The organism is Paenibacillus aurantiacus (assembly GCF_042431225.1).
Taxonomy (GTDB): domain Bacteria; phylum Bacillota; class Bacilli; order Paenibacillales; family Paenibacillaceae; genus Paenibacillus_Z; species Paenibacillus_Z aurantiacus.
In genome coordinates this window covers 205,377-224,297 of the sequence record NZ_JBHMDO010000017.1, presented here as the reverse complement: position 1 = coordinate 224,297, position 18,921 = coordinate 205,377, and the positions used below count along the sequence as shown (strand labels likewise).

The window sequence follows — 18,921 nt, the reverse complement described above, 5'->3', positions numbered from 1 at the left end:
GAGGATCAGCGTAATCTGCCCGTTAGCACAACGACGACAGCCGACCTTTCTGGCCGGCTGCCGTCGTTGATTGTTGAGCTATCGTCTCCCGTTAGCTTAGCATACCGATGCTTGGCTACTTTGTTGCATTTAAGGATCCTAACCAAACATCTCCGACCTTAATTTTGTAATAAGTATCGTTGCCATACGACAACTTCATTTGACCACTCGCGTAAGAGCGTTGAACAATATTGTTGTAGCTAGAAATAGTTTCGTATCCTTCAGCAATGTTCTCTTTCAACTCGCTGTCCCAATACGTAATGGAGTCAAGACACAGCTCCCATTCAAGTGATTCAATATTCGGTAAATTGGAGAATTTTGTGGGGAACTCCTTTCTTACGGTTCCTTTATCGAATGTATCGTCGTAGTAATTTAATGCATCACCTACGGCACACACTACTTGGGAATGGACAAAATTCGGACTATATAACCAAATTTTAAGGTAAAATGGTTCGCCAGTTGCTTTTAGCTTTTTGTACCATGCGTTATATACATCCAACAACGCTTGAAGTATGATTCGAGAAAACCATACTGGGGGCGTTCTCTTTACGAGTCTATTCCAAGGGTCTAACCAAATTTTTAAATATTTTCTTTGTGTCCGATTTAACTCTTCAATATCAAGATGTAGATAGTTGTTTTTCCACATGTCTACTTCTCGGATTCTTCTCTTCCAACCACGCACTTTCTTCTTATTAACAAATGGATTTGCCATTATACTCACTCACCTCGATTGACCTAAATTATACAATAGATGGGGTGGGTAGATTCTAATATTATAAACAATACCCGCTGCACAATACTGCCCGTTAGTTCAACGACAAAAGGAGCAGGTGCGCGGCGGCAAACTGCTCCTGGCTGGCTCAGAACAAACGTTCCTCGTTAGCTTGATCAACTATTATCTGATACCCCTTACTTATTGGTTGGGGAATAGCTTTCCTTTTCCTTCAATGAAATCAATGATTTTTCTTGCCGAATCGGCCCCGTTCTTCATGCAGTCCGAGATCCCTACGCCATAATAAGAGCATCCAGCAAGGATAATGCCCGGGAATACATCTGACATGATGTTTTCAAGCGCATGGACGCTTCGCGGATGGGTGATCGAATAAATTGGCATTTGCCCGGACCAGTCGGTAATCTCGTTAACGACAGGTTCGGCGGTAATTCCAAGCCCCTTCTCAATATCGCGAAGCGCCACCTTTAGCAGGCCATCGTGATCCAGATCCTTGATTGAAGCGTAAGAAGGATGGCTGCTTTTATAAAATAGCCGGACGAGCAAATTTCCGGATTTGGATGTATGCTCCCATTTGCGGCTTGTCCACGTACAAGCGTTGCAGAACAATTCATCGGTCGTCGCGGTAATAAATCCCGTTCCATCGGCGGGGAGCACTGAATCGGGCACGTCGAAGCCGACATATACGCTGATGAGCGAGCTGCTTTTCAATCCCGAGAATTGCTCCGTAAGGCTCGGATCGTCAAGAATCGGTTCTGCTGCCGTATGCGGAATGCTTAGCACAACATAATCCGCTTCGATCATGTCCTGATCGTCTAAGTGCACGTGATACCGGCCATTGTCCTTATCAATTCTGCTGACTTTAGTGTTTAACAGCAATTCTTCGCTCAGACCGGCTTGAAAGGCGTCAATTAGCGAGCCCAGACCGTTTTTCAGCGAGAAAAACTTCTTCTCGCCACTCCTAAACTTCTGCTTGTTTGCTTCAAGCCCTTTAATAATGCTTCCGTATTGCTCCTTGTAGTCGATCAAGTAAGGTAGTGTTGAGGCAATCGTCAAGTCGCTCAAATTCCCTGAATAGACTCCGGAAAGGACGGGAGCAATTTGCTTCTCGACGAGTTCGCTCCCGAGAAAATACTCCAGAAACGCGCCGACGGAATCGTCCTTCGTAAACGTCTCATTTTTCGTATATAAATCTTTTAGCGCCGCAACTTTGCCTTCTGCCGAAACGAGCGTACTCTTGGCGAGCGACTCGATGCTTGCCGGAATGCCAAACACCGCGTCGTCCGGAATCGGCTTCAGATGTCCAGCCGCGTATATGAAGGAGCGTCCAGTCGTGTTATAGACCACGTCATCCTTAAGGCCCAGTTCTTCAAAAACGTCCATGCCGTCCATTTTTCGCGCTACAATAGAATCCGCCCCGGTCTCCATCACGAATTGTTGATGCCTGACGGTTTGAATTTTACCGCCTAACTGTGCCGACGCTTCTATTAATAAAAGCCTGACTTCAGCTCCCGTTGCCTTCCTCCATTTGCGAAATTCATGCATGGCTGAGAGCCCGGTAATGCCGCCACCGATTACAATAATTGTTTTCAATTTCAACACCTCATGGTTTAGTTCCCATTAGTTTAACATATCCACGCAAGTTTCTTGCCGTCACTATAACCCGAGTTTAACGTTTGCTAACCGGTTAACCTCGCGGCAGTTATGAACCAAGAAGATTAAGATGCTTCCGAATTAGATGGAGCGGCCCTAAGAAGCGCAGTTTTATAAAAACCATAAAAGCTGGGCTTAGTTTCGTGCTGCCATTTTTGGGTTTGTGCTAAGAGGAATTTTCGGGGTCGCTTAATAGTTCGCTGCAGATTATAGATACACCTACTGGTTTATTTTTATCGTAATCCATTTTAATGACTGCAATTTCTACGATCTCAGAATGTAGATTGGCAAGATGTTTTGAACAGTAATCAAATGCTTCAATAAGCCCGGTTTGACTCAATCTGTTTGCAATCGTGCAATGAGGTATCCACCTATTTGGTAAGTACAAGGATTCTGGATTTGAGTATTCGCCAAAGCTAGCATGGTGCTCTATATGCAGATCAATGAGTTGTTTTGATGGTGTTGGGGTTAACAACAAAGTCCCAGTATTTAAGAATGTAGAAAGCATATTAAACTCAACTTGGATTTTAACCTTGGAACAATATAGGCTCTTAAAAGCTAACAGAAATTCATCATTGATTTCTAAGTAGTCTGCAATAGTAATATGTGGCTTCCTATCAGTAACTTCGTAAGCGTGGTTAGATATTGAATTAGCGCTTAGCCCCTTCCAAAGGGTATTAATAGTCTGCTCAGTTTTGGTATCAAAGTGGGCTACTACAGCAAACATTCCTTTTCCCCCTAGAAATTCACCTATTACGGACTGACATCATGATACCATATGCCTGTTAACGTAATGAAGCTGCCGGATCGCCGCGGCAGCTTCATTTAAGTTGGTATTAAACTAAAGTTCTTCGTTAGCCTGGAAAGTTAACATTCAAATGAAGGGAAGGCGAACCTAGATAGTTGGGAATGTAGTGCCTTTTCCCATAGCGCCCATTGCTCGATTTGTAATTTTCCAACTATTTGTAATCCTGAGGGTTCAACGGAAGCGTATAGGTAGATAGATGAAATTCCTTCCTCACCAAACCACATAGGACATTGATGTGACTTAACAAGATATTGCGGCAACACCCAATAAACTTGCTGGAGTTGTTCCCATGTGGCTTCAACAAATTCATTGAAATTTAAACAGTACACTCTATCAATCGAAACAATACCCATTTCGTTTGCTGCAAGTTCAACATTATCATAAAAGCAAATATCCATTCACTGTTCTCCGTTTCACTGTTCTCCGTTTCACTGTTCTCCGTTTCACTGTTCTCCTGGTTTATACAGCCACGTTATCCTTTGCCCATTACTATAATGAAAATAGCAGCCGATCTCTGGCCAGCTGGAGTCGTGTTATCATTGGGCTAAGGTTCCTCGTTAGCTTAATACCTTGGTGCATAAATGTGATCAGTATCGGTATCAATTACGAAATCAGCTTGGACGCCCTCCTGATGAGAGGAAGGCACTCGCTCATATTGATAAAGCCTACAAAAAACCTCTGTAAATTCCCTCATGCTACTACATTGGTTTTTAGCAGCTCTGTACTTAACCATTAATTCTTTAATTGAACATGTCTTGCCGCTAAGGAGTGCATTCTCGTAAAAACCATCAATTTCGACTATCAAATTATCACTGCCGGTTGCTAACCAGCCTCTGAGCTCAAAGGTATGGGCCGCTTATGCTAATTTTCAACTAACGTTCTCCGTTGGTTCGACGAAATCAGCTTATAATTTCGATTCTCAAGCAGGTTATTGTGCAGTCCATCATAGGGATTTCCATAAGACATCTGTAAAGTTGAAAACCATTGATTTCAACGTCTTGAATTAATATATCATGAATAAAGAAGTCAGAATCACCTGGTTTACTCGGGATAGTTCCTGTTATACCTTCCAGCCAAGTGTTGAAATTCGCTGAAAAATAGTTTCTAAAAGTAACAATTGTATCATTATCATCACTAGTCGGGTCACCATACATCATACGTACCACATGTGATTCATGGTCATATGATAGCGCTTTCAACTTCGCATCAATATAACCTGTATCACGTAGCCGGTTCATAATTGTACTGCTGCTTGCTCTCATAATCCGATCCTCCTCCTAGTTCGCACTAAAACAAATGACAGTTGCTGACGATGAAGACGGGATTAAAATTAGCAAATTACATTTCCATTCCAATCTACGAAAACGAGACTATCTTTACCCATCAAACTCCATTCAATTATGGTTTTCACAAGACCCGGCGTTATAACGTCGTCATCCCACAAAGGCGTCTGTACCCTAACCCAACTGCTACGACCGCCATTTTTCAACCCGCCAAATTCCAAGCCCATAACTACAACGAACGGAATTCGCTCTTGTTTGGATTGTCCAACTTCATAGGAAACGATAAACTTTTTATCATCCGAAACAATAAAAATTTTGATTCGTCCGTAGTCTTCATCATCTTCTTTGACATACCAAAAATAGCTTTTTTCGCAATGAACGATCTTTCTTTTTCCCTTTGTATTAACACCCAATTTTTTCGTCCCCACTTTTTTCGTCTTACCATTATTATAATCCACTTTTTGAGGTTAGCACGTAAAACTGCCCTCTAGCTTAACAAGAACAGCATCCCGAATTGCAACAATAACGATTAACATATCCTGTTTCAGAAAATCAGGATCTAAGTAAAGCGTGTCCGCGAAGCGGACGAAAGCGAGGAATAGCAGGAAGCCTGCAACAATCACGAACAATCAGGTCAGCGCCCAAGGCACAACGTCGCGAACGAAGCTCAAACCAAGAGCTTTGTCCAAGTAAAACGCATGCCGAGCCTACATGCCCATTCATCGATCTGGACAAAAGCGGGCACGCCACGAAAGGACACATCGAAGACGGCCGCGGGGAAGGCACGCCCCTTTTGGGAGTCCAGAGGGCCAACGCTCTCTGGTTCCCCTCGGCGGAGGGGGAAGGGGGAGGTGTAATAAATTACGGGTATCCAAAGAGCGGAGCCCTTATCCCTCCGTTTTCGACCGTCGAAATCGCTTCGCCTCCTGCGGATTCGGCAGTCCAAGTAAAGCGCTTTCAATATTGTTGGACCAGGGCGCCTGCCGGATAATAGGAAATGAAAGGAAAGACACTGCGACGACACAGTTTCATAGGGGTCTTAAGCAGGCAGAAGGAGAGAGAAGATGGCGAACGCGGCAACATTCTGCAATCCGATTGCAGCTCATGCAGCAGATCCATGGATCTACAAGCATGACGACGGCTGCTATTACTTTATGTGCACGAAGCATGACGCGCTGGAGCTGACGCAATCGCGCAGTCTGAGCGGCATTGTCGAAGGACGAAGACGGACGATCTGGACGCCGGAGCCGGGCGGGAGCTTCAGCTGCAATCTGTGGGCGCCGGAGATTCATTATTTGGCGGGCAAATGGTACGTCTACTATACGGCCAATGACGGCGGCGGCGACGACACGCGCAGGATCTGCGTTCTCGAGAACGAAGCGGCCGATCCGCTTGCAGGCGAATGGACCTTCAAGGGCGCGCTGCCGACGCCGGTGCCTGGGCTCGACGGGACGGTCATGCAGCTCCGGGACGAGCTGTACTTCCTATACGCGGGCTACGGGTATTTCCCGGATTACGGCTCCGCCGTCTACATCATGCGGATGACGAATCCGTGGACGCTTACCGGAGATCACGTGCTCCTGACCGCGCCGACGCTCGAGTGGGAGAAGCAAGGGGGCATGGCGATCAACGAAGGGCCGGTCGCGCTCCATCGGAACGGACGCGTCTTCCTCATCTATTCCGCCAGCACGACGTGGTCGGAGGATTACGCGCTGGGCATGCTGACGATGGAGGCGGACGCGGACCCGATGGAGCCGGCCTCATGGACGAAGTCGCCGGAACCGGTCTTCCGCAAAAGCCCGGCTAACGGCGTCTATGCCACCGGCCATAACAGCTTCACCCTTTCGCCCGACGACACGGAAGACTGGATCGTCTACCACGCGCTGCCCGCGCCGGGGGCGGAACTGAGCTTGCGCTCGACCCGTATTCAGCAGTTCGGCTGGCGCTCTGACGGTACGCCGGATTTCGGCATCCCGGCTGCGGAGACGGACGAGCTCGCGGTACCGTCTGGCGATTAATCCATCTTTTCCAATACTAATACAAGAGTATTTATCGTTGAGGAGGATCCAGATGAGAACAAACAAAACGCGCGCTGCAAACTTGCTGCTCGCCTCGCTGCTGCTCACGTCGGCCGCGACTGCCTGCACGAATAATAGCGGAGGGGCGAACAATGCGCCGCCGAGCGAAACCAACGCGACCGAGACGACGAACAAGCCAGCAGCGGAAGCCGCTTCCTTCACGGATATCAGCTCGGCCATTCGCGGCAACAAGACGCCGACGCAGGAGCAGAAGGACGAGATTAACAATACGTTGAACGACACGTATCTCGGCGACATTTTCGACAAGGTGATCCCGAGCGACTACTCGGCTTATCCGTATAAGAAGGACGTCACGCTCGACGTCTGGATGCCGGCGAATTCCAATGTGCCGGATATGAACAACCAAGCGGTGCAGAAGCAGATCGAGCGGTTGACCGGCATCAAGGTCAACTTCATTACGCCGCCGGTCGGACAAGAAGCGGACGCATTCACGCTCATGATCTCCTCCGGCGAGCTGCCGGACATCATCATCGATCCGGGCCGCTATCCGGGCGGACTGGAGGCGGGCGTGAACGACGGCGCTTATCTTGACTTGACGGATCTGATGGAGAAGCATGCGCCGAACTACACGGTATGGCGGAATTCGGACGAATCGCGGCGCAAGACGACTGTGACCGACAGCGGGAAGCTGCAGGGCTTCTACGGCATCGCGCCTTACTCGGAATGGACATGGTTCGGTATGCTGATCAAGAAGGAAGCGCTGGAGAAGACGGGACTCCCCGTGCCGAAGACGATCGACGAATGGCACGCTTTCCTGAAGAAAGCGAAGGAGGTCGGCTACGCCGAACCGCTCAATTACGGCTCGACGTACGGCCAGATCTTCACAGGCATCATCAACGGCGCCTACGGCGTCTGGGATTGGACGTTCCTGGACAAGGACGGCAAGGTGCAGTGGGGGCCGGCGCAGCCGAAAGCGAAGGAATACCTCTCGACGATGCAGCAGTGGAACAAGGAAGGGCTGCTCAACCGCGACTGGGCGACGGCGGACTTCAACCAGCGGATGGCCAGCGCCATTAGCAGCAAAACGGCGGTCATGATGGACTCCCCGGACACGATGTGGAGCTACTGGAAGCAGCAGAACAATATCGACTTCGTCGGCGCCCTGAACCCGGTGCTGAATGCAGGCGATCAATCCGCCACGACGTACAAAAACTTCATGCGCGCCGGCACCGCGGCCGCTATCACGACCCAAGCCGACGACGTCGAAGCGGCGATGGCGTGGCTCGATTTCGGCTACAGCAAGAAGGGCTGGGAAATCCTCAACTACGGCGAATACGGCACGGTGCACTTGATCGACGAGAACGGCAAACCGTACTTCCCGGCGGACAGCTACATCTACAAAGATCCGGAAGGACAGCCGGTCGCCACGACGCTGCATAAGTACCGGATGCACAGCTGGCCGGACATTCGCGACGAGCACAACTCCAACCCGCTGATCGTCGCCGAAGGCAGCTACTCCGGCGATATCCGCAAGGAATGGACGGAGAATATGGATACGAGCATGGCTGTCCCGCCAATTACATTCACGCAGGAAGAAGCGTCCCGAGAGGCGGAGCTAGGCAACCAGCTGTCCACGCTGCGAGGCGAATATTTCGCCAAGATCATCAAGGGCGAGCTGCCGGTGGACGCGTATGACAAGTTCCTCGCCGAAGCGAAGAAGATGGGTCTCGAGGAGTTCCTGAGCCTCCATCAGGCGGCGTTGGACCGATACAACCAGCGATAGCCGGTCGGCAAGTAGAAACGGTTCCGTTGGTTGGCGATGTGGGCTGCATAGAGCGTAAGGGGCGTTAGGGTAGGATAGCAAAAGGGGCATGCAGGGCGCGCTGATTTTCGACATAAACGAGGATTGGCGCCTCCCGCTGACGCGATCCGCCCTTAGCCGTGCCGCCCGTCATCGCATGGTCTTTAGGCAGCCAAGAAGGAGGTGTTCGGTGAATGGAGAGTATACAAGAGCTGCAACAGCCGGGCAGCCAGACGGCGGCGACGAAGCCGACCAGGCCGACCAAGCCGAAGTTCAAGCGATCCGCGCTCATCCGCAAAGATGTGAAGAAGAACTGGTTCGCGTACTTGCTGGCCGTCCCGGTGCTGGCGTGGTTCATTATTTTTTGCTACGGTCCGATGTGGGGCGTGCTGATCGCCTTCAAGGATTTCAAGCCGCTGCTCGGCTTCGCCCAGAGCGATTGGGTCGGGTTCAAGCACTTTATCGATTTTTTCCAGGGGCCGTATTTCTGGCGGGTCGTCAAGAATACGCTGCTGCTGAACGTGTGGGGGATCGTGTTCGGGTTTACCGCGCCGATCATTCTCGCGCTCTTGCTCAATGAGATTCGCGACGGCCGGTTCAAGAAGACGGTGCAGACGATCACGTACATGCCGCATTTTATTTCGCTGGTCGTCGTATGCGGGATGATTCACATTTTCACGGCGGACGAAGGCGTCGTCACCCAGCTGCTGCAGCTGATCACGGGCAAGGATTATACGTCGCTGCTCGGCTACTCGGATTTCTTCCGGGCGATCTATACGTTCTCCGGCATCTGGCAAAGCATCGGCTGGGAGAGCATCATCTATCTGGCGGCGATGAGCACGATCGACCCGGCGCTCTACGAAGCGGCGGAGATGGACGGCATCGGGCGGCTGCGCAAAATGTGGCATATTACCTTGCCGCAGATCAGCCCGGTCATCACGATTCTGTTCATCTTCGCGATCGGCGGCCTCATGTCGTCCGGCTACGAGAAGATCATCCTGCTCTACAATCCGCTCACATACGATACGGCGGACGTCATCGCCTCTTATGTTTACCGCCGCGGCTTGCGCGAAGCGAGCTTAAGCTATTCCACCGCGGTCGGGCTGCTCAGCGCCGTCGTGAACTTCGGCTTGCTGTGGGCGACGAACAAAATGGCGAAGCGTCATTCCGACGTCAGCCTGTGGTAGGAAGGAGGCTCTATTCGCGATGAAATCCAAAACGCTCGGCAACCGGTCGTTCGACGTCGGCATCTACGTGCTGCTGACTTTGCTGACGGTGTGCTGCCTGTATCCGATTCTGCACATCGTGTTCGCGTCGTTCAGCGATCCGGCCCGCCTCGTCGCGCACAAGGGCGTGCTGTTGAAGCCGCTCGGCTTTACGATCGACGGCTACAAGCTGATTTTCAAGGACGACAGCCTGCTCGTCGGGTACAAGAATGCGATTCTCTACGTCGGCCTCGGGACCTTCGTCAACATGGTCATGACGGTCATGGGCGCTTTCGTCCTCTCCCGGCGGGACTTGTACTTCAAGAAGCATATTATGATCATCATTACGATCACGATGTTCTTTGGCGGCGGGCTCATTCCGTGGTTCTTGCTCATGAAGGATATCGGGCTGTACAACAATCTGTGGGCGATGGTCATCCCGACGGCGATCAGCACGTGGAACATGATCATTCTGCGGACGGGGTTCCAGGCGCTCCCGGTCGAGCTGGAGGAAGCGGCGGTCATCGACGGGGCAAGTCAGGCGAAAATATTGACGCACGTCATCCTGCCGCTCTCCAAAGCGACGCTGGCCGTTATCTTCCTCTACTACCTCGTCGGCAACTGGAACTCCTGGTTTAACGCGATGGTGCTGCTCAAAGACCGAGACCTGTTCCCGCTGCAGCTGCTCATGAAGGAGATTCTGGTCGCCAACGACTCGACGGCCACCAACATGGGGAGCTCCGCGGGGGTCGTCATCGACAGCGCCTCCAGCGCGACCGCGTACCGGGAGCTGGTCAAGTACTGCATGATCGTCGTATCCACGCTGCCAATCTTGATGGTGTATCCGTTCCTGCAGAAGTATTTCGTAAGAGGCGTCTATGTGGGGTCGATCAAAGGTTAACGCAAAGCCGTCCGCTCGTCGTATCGACGATCGGCCGGCTTTTTGGCGATGCTGGAGGGCAAAGCTGTCAGGTTAAGGAAAAACGTCTATAGTTGACAGGCTTTAGTCTTAGGTTGGCCTTCAAAACCCACTGAAGCTTTGTCCGAAGGACAAAAGCGTGCCCAACTCTAGCCGACCCGCCGACCGCGAACAAACGTGCCAGCACGAAGAGTGGTGTCCTGATTCAAAACCTACTGAAGCTTTGTCCGACAGGACAAAAGCGTGCCCCGCTCAAGTCAACTAGCCGACCGCGAACAAACATGCCAGCACGAAGAGTGGTGTCCAGAGGTAAATGTTTTCCGGATGGAAAACGACATCGGAAGCATATGCTCAGCCCTTTGGTTCCCCTCGGCGGAGGGGGAAGGGGGAGGGAGCAACAAGGGGGGAGGTTGCAACAAAAGTGGGGTCAAAGGGGCGGAGCCCCTTATTTCCCCCAGGAGAAAAACAGCTTCCGTCTAGGTCGCCACGAATCCGTGAACGCCAGGCAGACGAGATACACGAGCAGCGAGAAGCTGGCCGATCCGATCACGGTCCACAGCATCGGCAGTCCCATCGCTTCCAAGTGCCGATAGCTGATCAGGCCGCATAACGCCATGACGATCATGGATAAGCTGACTTGGACATAAGGGCGGACCGTCCAATAGAATCCGATCGAGCTTGAGATCGAGAAGAAGTTCAGCACGGTTAGAAGCACCATGCCGATGCCCATGCCATAGGCGACGCCGACGATGCCAAGCTCGCTGCCGAGCACGAAGATGGCGATGATCTTGAAGATCGTCGCGATGATGTAATTCCACAGCGACGCATTGGCGCGGCCCAGACCGAGCAGGATGGCGTGAAGCGGCGCATCGAAGTAATGCAGGAAGAACATCGGCGCCAAGATCTGGAGCAGCCGTCCTGCTTCCGGCGCGCTATAGATAAGCGTCGTGAGCGGCGTCGCCCATATGAACAGGATGACGGTCGCCGGCGCGCCGATCGCAAGCCCGAGACGCATCGCCTGATCCATCCGTTCATGCATCAGCAGCTTATTGTTGTTGGCCGCCGCCTCGCTAATGGCCGGAATGAGGGCGGTGGACAGCGATTGCGTAATGAAACTCGGCATGAAGAGCAGCGGGAAGGCGAAGCCGCCCAGCATGCCGAATTGCTTCGTCGCCATCGCGGTGCCGATGCCGGCCATCGCCAGGCTGGTCGTCACGAGCAGCGGCTGGAAGGCGCCGTAGAGGGAATGGATAATGCCGTGCCCGGTCGTCGGCAGCCCGATGCGCAGCAGTTCGACGAAAGTACCGCTGCCCGTTCTCAGGTGGCTCACCCATGTCTCTTCAGGCGAAGGCCGCTCTCTCCGCAGCTTGTAGCTCGCCAGCAGGAACAGCAGACTGATCGCTTCGCTGACGACGGACGCCGCCATCGCGCCGGCCGCCGCATAGGCGATGCCGTACGGGATCAGCAGATGGACGAGCGCGAGCACGCAGGCAATCTGCACGGAATACTCGAGCACGTCGGAGGCGGCAATCGTGTGCATCCGCTGTTTGCCGCGGAAGTAGCCCTTCAGCACCGCGGACACGGCGACGATGGGGGCAATAGGCGTAATCGCGAGCATGGCGTAATAGGCGCGCTGGTCGCTAAGCAGGATGGAGGCGATCCATTCGGAGCAGAGCAGGGAGACGGTCGTAAGCGCGATGCTCAAGAAGCCGGTGACGGCCAGCGAGACGCGCAGAATCTGTCTCACCTTCGCGCTCTCGCCGCGCGCGTCGGCCGCGGCGACGAGATTGGAGATCGCGACCGGCAAGCCAAGCTCCGTAATCGTGATGACCAGCGGCACGAGCGGGTGCGCGATCATCAACAGACCGATCCCTTCCGCGCCGAGCACGCGGGCCACGAACATCCCGCTCACGAAGCCGAGGATGCGGTTGATGAAGGCGGCGACGGACAGAATGAACGTGCCCTTCATGAAAGATGGCGTCTGCTGCGGTATTGACATTGCATGTCCTCCCGAGTTTCAAATACTTCAATGTATTCCCCATCTGCGCCAAACATGCGGCCAAGCGTGAAAGGCCGGCAAGCGAAGGTGATCGCATGCCGGCCTCTTGGCATATTCATGCCGTCAGGTGTTACAATGAATTATCAAGATTCAAGGAGACAAGACATGTTCACGCAACTCCAAACCTGGGCGAGACGGCTGAAGAAGCAAGTTTTCGTCCTTTATTATGCCTACCGTGACGACCGTACGCCCTGGCCCGCCAAGCTAATCGCCATCTGCGTCGTTGCGTATGCCTTCAGCCCGATCGATCTCATCCCCGACTTCATCCCGATTCTGGGCTATCTCGATGACGTAATTCTCGTCCCACTCGGCGTTATGCTCGCGCTGCGAATGATGCCGGACGCGGTTCTCGCGGATGCTAGGGAGCAGGCGGAAGAGAGGATGAAGGGCGGCAAGCCGAAGAACTGGTTCGTCGGCGCCCTCTTTATCCTAATATGGATTGCCGCCGCGGTCGGCGTGGTCATGCTATTCGTGAATCGATAGCGCGGCCATGGGGCCGCCCGTCATGTGGCGTTACGACGCTTGCTTCCGCGAGCTGCTTCTTCTGAACGGCAGCGAAACGGCCATGACGGCCAGCATCAGCAGACCAGCCCCCGCGCTGCCGATCGGGTACAACAGCGGGAAGAGAAGGCTCGGCCACACCTGCAAGATGCCGGACCGATAACCGACCGAGATCGGAGATGCGCTCGACTGATTCACGAAATCCGCAAGCTCCGGCCGGTCCTTCCATTCGCCATAAGACACCCGCTCTTCCGTAACGTCACCGTTCGGAGCAACGTACAGCATCCGCCAAGCCAGCGTTTCCGGTTTGAAATCAAATCCGACCCCGTCCACCCGCTGGACGATTACGAGCCGTTCCCCGCTATCCTCCCGCACGAGCAGCATCCCGAAGTATCCATGATACCGATTCTCGTCCAAGTAGGCGGGACGGACCTCAGCCAAGCTATCCATCGACCAATCCACGCCGTTAATCGTCATCCGCAAGGGCGATTGCGCGCGGCTGTCTCCCGTAACGCTGCCGGGCTGGAATTGATCCATGACGCGGATCGACTGTTCTTTCCAGCGATACTCTCTCACGTAAGCTGCCGTCTTATCGGATGGCCGGTCGATCGCTTGCGCGTAGTCATCCATCGTTCGAACAGCCGCTGATGCGCCATCGCGGACAAGGCTGTTGCGGAGCATGACGTCCGCGAGCGGAATCGGCGCCCCGTTCCCTAATATCTCGACCTCGCCGGGCTGCGAGGAATTGACATAAATACGGTCGATCTCGAAATGGTCGCGCACCTTATCGCTTAGGGCAATCTCCATTCCCATCATTATGATCGGCGGAGCCGAGAACAGGAGCAGCAGTACGGCCAATCCGCCCACCCACCATCGCCAGTTGAACATATCGATCACCTCGTGGACTCATTATAGGCGTGCAAGCATCCGCCGCATAAGTTCTATTTTTCATAGTACCGTTCCATGGAGGAGCGCCCCCGTTCGGTTCCTGTTCCACATGCGACCGCCACAAAATTCACCGTCGCATATTGCCCCATCCTTACGTTTCTGCTAAGATGATCTCGACTTATTTAACTTATTTAATAAGTGGATCGATTGCGATTACGCGACGGAAGGCGTTGAGAATCAGATGAACGATATGCATATGACGCCGAAAGAGATGAAGAAGGCGATTATCCAGCGTATCCGGGCGGCGCTTATTATGATGGGCAGCGCTACGAAGGCGGAGCTCAGCCAGCGTCTGGGCATCAGCTTCCCGACGATTAGCAAATTTCTGGCCCAAATGGAGCAGGACGGCGAGATCCGTTACACGGGCGATGACGATTCAAGCGGCGGGAGACGGGCGAAGCGCTATGCGTACGATCCCGAATACATGCTGGGTCTGGCGATCTTTGTCGAGAAGACCGAGACGAACTTTACGATCTTCGACTGCGTCGGCGACATCAAGGAGCAGGGGACGGCGCCGAGCGTCATGCAGCAGGGTCCGCAGCTGTTGGCCGATCATGTCGAGGCGTTAATCGAGAAATACCCGAAGCTGCGCTCGATCGCGATCGGGGTGCCCGGCGCGGTCAGCAACGGGCGGATTATTTTCATCCCGCCATATCCGCATTTTCACGATTACGACCTGAAGGAAGCCTTCGAGTCGCGCTTCCAAATCCCGGTTGTCGTCGAGAACGACATGAACGCGGCGGTGCTCGGGTTCGCATCGGCCATGGAGATCGAGGATGAATCGCTCGTCTACTTGTATTTCGGCCAGAACGGACCGGGTTCCGGCATTATGATCAATGGCGATGTCGTGCGGGGAAGCACATACTTCGCCGGCGAAATATCGCTCGTGCCGCAGTACGAGAATCAGACCTTCCTTGATGCGCTTCAGGAGGGGGAGCGCAGCCACCGGGTCGCGCTGACCGGACAAAGCCAGATCGACGCGGTCGCCCGGCTTATCGCCACGTTCGCCGCGATTACGAATCCGCGGTCGGTCGTGTTTTGCGACGACGAGGTGGATGAGACGCTGCTCGCCCGGATTACGGAGCGAAGCGCGGCGTATATTCCGCGGGAGCATGTGCCGCTGCTCACGATGAGCGATTGGAAGCAGGATTACTTGAGCGGGCTGCGGCATTTGGCGCTCGATCTCATGATAGCGGGAACCGATGCGTAAGCCTAGGCGCATACGGATGGATGGGGGAGCGGCATGGCAACATTTTTCTTGATCATTATTTATTTGGCATTCATCAGCTTAGGGCTTCCGGATTCGCTGCTCGGGACCGCTTGGCCGGTCATGCGGCAGGAACTCGGCGCGCCGCTTGAGGCGGCTGGGCTTGTCTTCATGACGATCGCGGCGGGCACGATCGCGTCGAGTCTGCTGAGCGGCCGCGCGCTGAATCGGTTCGGCACGGGTAAAGTGACGCTGATCAGCTGCCTCATGACGGCGGGCGCCTTGCTCGGCTACGCCTTCGCGCCTTCGCTGGCATGGCTGTTCGTATTCGCCATCCCGCTCGGTCTTGGCGCGGGCGCCGTGGATTCGGGCTTGAACAATTACGTCGCCGCTCATTACAAAGCGCATCATATGAGCTGGCTGCATAGTTTCTGGGGCGTCGGCGCCACGCTGGGGCCGATCATCATGTCGCAATTCATTACAGGGCAAAGCGAATGGCGCAATGGCTACCTCACGGTCGCCGGCATCCAGTTCGCGCTCGTGGTCATCCTGCTGTTCTCGCTGCCGCTATGGGACCGCGTCGCGCGCGCCGGCGGCGTGAACGGAAGCGGGCCGCATGTCGAGGAAGGGGAAGCGCCGCCGGTTGAGAGCAAGCCTGTGAAGCCGATTCGGGTAAGAGGCGTCAAACTGGCCATGCTGTCGTTCCTGTTCTATTGCAGCGTCGAGGCGACGGTCGGCTTATGGGGGAGCAGCTTCCTGGTCGGCGTGAAGGAGCTGTCCGCCGCGCAAGCCGCGCAGTGGGTGTCCTTGTACTACTTGGGCATCACGGCGGGCCGTTTCATCACCGGCTTCATTACGTTCAAGGTCGGCAACCGCCAGCTTATCCGCGGCGGCCAACTGACGGCGCTGGCCGGCGCGGCGCTGCTCTTGCTGCCGCTGCCTTCGACGTTCGCGCTGGTCGGTCTCATCGTCATCGGCTTGGGTCTAGCGCCGATCTTCCCTTGCATGCTGCACGAGACGCCGGTCCGGTTCGGGAAGCGTCATTCGCAGACGATCATGGGGTATCAAATGGCCATGGCCTACACGGGCAGCACCTTCCTGCCTCCGCTCTTCGGCTTCCTGGCCTCCGCCATCTCCATCGGCGTCTTTCCGTGGTTTATCGCCGCGTCTGCAGCGGCCATGCTGCTCTGTTCGGAGCAGTTGAACGTGCTTCTTGCGCGAGTTGTTACGAAAAAAGACAACTTCCGCTAGCATCCGATTGGTTATGACGGGCTTAGTCGTGGTAAAGTAGTGAAGGATTCCCTATTTTTCCGTAGTTAAAGGAGCCTAACATGAAATTACCACTGGAGTACAGCCGTTTGAAAATGGACATCGCGGCGCGCGGCAAATCGGATTGGCGGCGAAGCGTCTGGCAGCTGGCCAACAGCTTCATCCCGTTCGTTCTGCTTTGGGCCGCTGCTTACTGGAGCTTGTCGGTATCGGTTTGGATCACATGGGCGCTGGGCGTCGTGGCCGCCGGTTTCCTCGTTCGGATCTTTATTATTTTCCACGATTGCTGTCATCTGTCGTTCTTCTCCGGCAAGCGGATCAATGCGATCATCGGTACGATTACGGGCATTCTTACGTTTTTTCCATACGACCAATGGAAGAACGAGCACGCCGTTCATCATGCGACGAGCGGGAATTTATCCCGGAGAGGAACGGGCGATATCTGGACGCTGACGACGGACGAGTATGCGGCGCTTTCGTTCTGGAAGCGGTTGGCGTATCGTCTGTACCGTAACCCTGTGGTGATGTTCGGCCTCGGGCCGATTTATATTTTCCTCGTTGCCTATCGGCTGAACCGGCGTGGGGCCAAACGCAAAGAGCGGTTCAATACCCATCTGACCAACGGCTCGATCGCGCTGCTGATCGCCACGCTTTGTTTGCTGCTTGGCTGGAAGGAAGTGCTGCTCGTCTACGCGCCGATTCTCTACGTCTCGGGCATGGCGGGGATTTGGCTCTTCTATGTGCAGCATCAATTCGAGGATACGTACTTCGAGCGCGCGGCAGAGTGGGATTACGTCAGTGCGGCGATGCAAGGAAGCTCCTACTATAAACTGCCGAAGATCTTGCAATGGCTGACGGGGAATATCGGATTCCATCATATCCACCATCTCGTGCCGCAAGCGACCAACTACCGCCTGCAGCATATCCATGAGAGTCACGAAGCGCTGCGGGACGTGCCGGCGATCGGCATCCGGCTCAGTCTGCAATCGCTGCGTTATCGGCTGTGGGATGAGCGCGCCAAGCGGTTCGTAGGGTTCCGTGAAGTCGCTAAGATTGGCAAATAAAGTAAGGACGGCGGGCTTGCCCGACCGTCCCTTTTTTATATCTAATTAAGGCTACTCGGCTGTCCTCTGCCCCGGTATGATGGTAAGGCGTACAGCACGCGCTACGAATATGAGAATGAGAGAGATGAGGGATAGCGATCGTGACAGCTACATTCACCAACCCGATCATGTCGCCAGGCGCGGACCCATGGGTGCTCCGGCATGACGATGGTTACTATTATTTCATGGTGACGCAGCGGGATACCATCACGCTGTGGCGTTCTCGTTCGCTCGCGGGTATCGCGGACGGTGAGCGGCGCACGATCTGGCAGCCTGAGCGGCCAGGACCGTATAGCTATCATCTATGGGCGCCGGAGATTCACCGGTTGAACGGGCGCTGGTATATCTATTACACGGCCAACGACGGCGGCGGAGACGATACGCGCCGTATATGCGTGCTCGAGAACGAAGCGGACAACCCGCTGGAAGGCGAATGGACGTGGCGGGGCGTTCTTGCGACGGAGCGGCCGGGCCTGGACGGTTCGGTGCTGGAGCATGACGGAACGTTGTATTTCTGCTATGCGGGCTACGGACACTTCCCGGACTACGGCTCGGCGCTGTATCTCGTGCGCATGACGGACCCGTGCACGCTGAGCGGCCCGGAGGTCCTGCTGACGGCGCCGACGCTGGAATGGGAGAAGCAGGGCGGGATGGCGATTAACGAGGGACCGGTCTTCCTGAAGCGGAACGGCCGCGTGTTCCTCGTCTATTCCGCCAGCACGACGTGGTCGGAGGATTACGCGCTCGGCCTGCTGACGATGGAGGAGGCGTCCGATCCGATGGCGGAGGGGGCCTGGACGAAGACGCAGGATCCGGTGTTCCGCAAATCCGCCGCCGCCGGCGTATATGCGACGGGGCATAATAGCTTCACCGTCTCCCCGGACGGAACGGAGGACTGGATCGTCTACCACGCGCTTCCGGAGGCGGGGGCGGATACGAAGCTGCGCAGCACATTCATCCAGCCGTTCGGCTGGCGGGAGGACGGTACGCCGGACTTCGGCACGCCTGCGGGCTGGGGCCGGGAGCTGGCGATGCCTTCCGGAACGGAATAAGCGTTACGATAAGCGGGATTGTTCTGCGGCTAATAAGAGAGCCGAGGGACAATCCCGCTTTTGGCGCTTTGGTTATGTTCGTTCCTCTTAAGACGGCAATGCCGTCAGGTTAAGCGCGCGGGATTTAGGAAGAGTTTGCTCATCTGCAAGCCGTCCGCGCCCGCGATAGCGACGCCTACGTCGTTATTGCTTGACCGCAGGCCGTCCGCCCCCGCGAAAGCGACGCCTATGTCGTTATCAAGGAGCGCGCGCAATCTACACCAGGACGTTCCCCCTTAACCTGACATCATGGCTTAAGACGGGGG

17 protein-coding genes are annotated in these 18,921 nt (G+C 54.5%); 9 read left to right on the top strand and 8 right to left on the bottom strand.

Annotation, left to right across the window (positions count from 1 at the left end):
* Positions 1 to 115: 115 nt before the first annotated feature.
* The 6 genes from ACFFSY_RS09730 to ACFFSY_RS09705 all read right to left on the bottom strand — a co-directional run bounded on the left by ACFFSY_RS09730 (position 116) and on the right by ACFFSY_RS09705 (position 4,926).
* On the bottom strand, positions 116 to 751 hold the full coding sequence (locus tag ACFFSY_RS09730) for a hypothetical protein (RefSeq protein ID WP_377493244.1): 636 nt from the start codon (positions 749 to 751) through the stop codon (positions 116 to 118).
* Positions 752 to 952: 201 nt separating this feature from the next.
* On the bottom strand, positions 953 to 2,362 hold the full coding sequence (gene hemG, locus ACFFSY_RS09725; RefSeq protein WP_377493242.1) for a protoporphyrinogen oxidase: 1,410 nt from the start codon (positions 2,360 to 2,362) through the stop codon (positions 953 to 955).
* Between the two features lie 226 nt (positions 2,363 to 2,588).
* Positions 2,589 to 3,149 (bottom strand): 2'-5' RNA ligase family protein, encoded by a 561-nt coding sequence (locus ACFFSY_RS09720; RefSeq protein WP_377493240.1) that lies wholly within the window; start codon positions 3,147 to 3,149, stop codon positions 2,589 to 2,591.
* Positions 3,150 to 3,289: 140 nt separating this feature from the next.
* A complete protein-coding gene (locus ACFFSY_RS09715) occupies positions 3,290 to 3,628 on the bottom strand; it encodes a hypothetical protein (RefSeq protein ID WP_377493238.1) in 339 nt (112 codons plus the stop codon).
* Between the two features lie 501 nt (positions 3,629 to 4,129).
* A complete protein-coding gene (locus ACFFSY_RS09710; protein WP_377493236.1) occupies positions 4,130 to 4,492 on the bottom strand; it encodes a PIM7 family immunity protein in 363 nt (120 codons plus the stop codon).
* 68 nt (positions 4,493 to 4,560) lie between these two features.
* Entirely contained in the window at positions 4,561 to 4,926 is a 366-nt protein-coding gene (locus ACFFSY_RS09705; RefSeq protein ID WP_377493234.1) for a hypothetical protein, read from the bottom strand.
* Positions 4,927 to 5,577: 651 nt separating this feature from the next.
* Between ACFFSY_RS09705 and ACFFSY_RS09700 the strand changes: the two genes are divergently transcribed.
* The 4 genes from ACFFSY_RS09700 to ACFFSY_RS09685 all read left to right on the top strand — a co-directional run bounded on the left by ACFFSY_RS09700 (position 5,578) and on the right by ACFFSY_RS09685 (position 10,459).
* Entirely contained in the window at positions 5,578 to 6,531 is a 954-nt protein-coding gene (locus ACFFSY_RS09700) for a glycoside hydrolase family 43 protein (protein ID WP_377493232.1), read from the top strand.
* A gap of 52 nt (positions 6,532 to 6,583) precedes the next feature.
* The gene (locus ACFFSY_RS09695; RefSeq protein ID WP_377493230.1) at positions 6,584 to 8,335 is read left to right on the top strand and encodes a type 2 periplasmic-binding domain-containing protein; all 1,752 of its coding nucleotides are present in this window, start codon (positions 6,584 to 6,586) and stop codon (positions 8,333 to 8,335) included.
* Positions 8,336 to 8,547: 212 nt separating this feature from the next.
* Positions 8,548 to 9,540, top strand: coding sequence for an ABC transporter permease (locus ACFFSY_RS09690; protein ID WP_377493228.1), 993 nt, complete (start codon positions 8,548 to 8,550; stop codon positions 9,538 to 9,540).
* 19 nt (positions 9,541 to 9,559) lie between these two features.
* Complete coding sequence (locus ACFFSY_RS09685) at positions 9,560 to 10,459, top strand: carbohydrate ABC transporter permease (protein WP_377493226.1); 900 nt, start codon at positions 9,560 to 9,562, stop codon at positions 10,457 to 10,459.
* Positions 10,460 to 10,922: 463 nt separating this feature from the next.
* On the opposite strand, the gene spoVB is transcribed toward ACFFSY_RS09685, so the two are convergent.
* Positions 10,923 to 12,476: a stage V sporulation protein B gene (gene spoVB, locus ACFFSY_RS09680; protein ID WP_377493224.1), complete on the bottom strand. Its 1,554-nt coding sequence runs from the start codon at positions 12,474 to 12,476 to the stop codon at positions 10,923 to 10,925.
* Positions 12,477 to 12,641: 165 nt separating this feature from the next.
* Here spoVB and ACFFSY_RS09675 point away from each other — a divergent pair, with 165 nt between their 5' ends.
* A complete protein-coding gene (locus ACFFSY_RS09675; RefSeq protein WP_377493223.1) occupies positions 12,642 to 13,019 on the top strand; it encodes a YkvA family protein in 378 nt (125 codons plus the stop codon).
* Positions 13,020 to 13,049: 30 nt separating this feature from the next.
* Here the strand turns inward: ACFFSY_RS09675 and ACFFSY_RS09670 are convergent, their stop codons facing one another.
* Positions 13,050 to 13,925, bottom strand: coding sequence for a hypothetical protein (locus ACFFSY_RS09670; protein ID WP_377493221.1), 876 nt, complete (start codon positions 13,923 to 13,925; stop codon positions 13,050 to 13,052).
* Between the two features lie 241 nt (positions 13,926 to 14,166).
* Between ACFFSY_RS09670 and ACFFSY_RS09665 the strand changes: the two genes are divergently transcribed.
* The 4 genes from ACFFSY_RS09665 (at position 14,167) to ACFFSY_RS09650 (ending at position 18,616) form a co-directional block, all read left to right on the top strand.
* Complete coding sequence (locus ACFFSY_RS09665) at positions 14,167 to 15,195, top strand: ROK family transcriptional regulator (RefSeq protein WP_377493219.1); 1,029 nt, start codon at positions 14,167 to 14,169, stop codon at positions 15,193 to 15,195.
* A 33-nt stretch (positions 15,196 to 15,228) separates the two neighbouring features.
* A complete protein-coding gene (locus ACFFSY_RS09660) occupies positions 15,229 to 16,443 on the top strand; it encodes an MFS transporter (RefSeq protein WP_377493217.1) in 1,215 nt (404 codons plus the stop codon).
* 80 nt (positions 16,444 to 16,523) lie between these two features.
* Positions 16,524 to 17,525 carry a Delta(5) desaturase DesA gene (gene desA / locus ACFFSY_RS09655; protein WP_377493215.1) on the top strand — a complete coding sequence of 334 codons (1,002 nt, stop codon included), beginning with the start codon at positions 16,524 to 16,526 and terminating at the stop codon, positions 17,523 to 17,525.
* 137 nt (positions 17,526 to 17,662) lie between these two features.
* Positions 17,663 to 18,616, top strand: coding sequence for a glycoside hydrolase family 43 protein (locus tag ACFFSY_RS09650; protein ID WP_377493680.1), 954 nt, complete (start codon positions 17,663 to 17,665; stop codon positions 18,614 to 18,616).
* Positions 18,617 to 18,921: the final 305 nt, after the last annotated feature.

Excerpts from the sequence above, each read along its gene's own strand:
- ACFFSY_RS09730 (WP_377493244.1), bottom strand. The coding sequence starts at position 751 with ATGGCAAATCCATTTGTTAATAAGAAGAAAGTGCGTGGTTGGAAGAGA.
- ACFFSY_RS09720 (WP_377493240.1), bottom strand. The coding sequence starts at position 3,149 with ATGTTTGCTGTAGTAGCCCACTTTGATACCAAAACTGAGCAGACTATT.
- ACFFSY_RS09715 (WP_377493238.1), bottom strand. The coding sequence starts at position 3,628 with ATGGATATTTGCTTTTATGATAATGTTGAACTTGCAGCAAACGAAATG.
- ACFFSY_RS09710 (WP_377493236.1), bottom strand. The coding sequence starts at position 4,492 with ATGAGAGCAAGCAGCAGTACAATTATGAACCGGCTACGTGATACAGGT.
- ACFFSY_RS09700 (WP_377493232.1), top strand. The coding sequence starts at position 5,578 with ATGGCGAACGCGGCAACATTCTGCAATCCGATTGCAGCTCATGCAGCA.
- ACFFSY_RS09695 (WP_377493230.1), top strand. The coding sequence starts at position 6,584 with ATGAGAACAAACAAAACGCGCGCTGCAAACTTGCTGCTCGCCTCGCTG.
- ACFFSY_RS09690 (WP_377493228.1), top strand. The coding sequence starts at position 8,548 with ATGGAGAGTATACAAGAGCTGCAACAGCCGGGCAGCCAGACGGCGGCG.
- ACFFSY_RS09685 (WP_377493226.1), top strand. The coding sequence starts at position 9,560 with ATGAAATCCAAAACGCTCGGCAACCGGTCGTTCGACGTCGGCATCTAC.
- spoVB (WP_377493224.1), bottom strand. The coding sequence starts at position 12,476 with ATGTCAATACCGCAGCAGACGCCATCTTTCATGAAGGGCACGTTCATT.
- ACFFSY_RS09675 (WP_377493223.1), top strand. The coding sequence starts at position 12,642 with ATGTTCACGCAACTCCAAACCTGGGCGAGACGGCTGAAGAAGCAAGTT.
- ACFFSY_RS09670 (WP_377493221.1), bottom strand. The coding sequence starts at position 13,925 with ATGTTCAACTGGCGATGGTGGGTGGGCGGATTGGCCGTACTGCTGCTC.
- ACFFSY_RS09665 (WP_377493219.1), top strand. The coding sequence starts at position 14,167 with ATGAACGATATGCATATGACGCCGAAAGAGATGAAGAAGGCGATTATC.
- ACFFSY_RS09660 (WP_377493217.1), top strand. The coding sequence starts at position 15,229 with ATGGCAACATTTTTCTTGATCATTATTTATTTGGCATTCATCAGCTTA.
- desA (WP_377493215.1), top strand. The coding sequence starts at position 16,524 with ATGAAATTACCACTGGAGTACAGCCGTTTGAAAATGGACATCGCGGCG.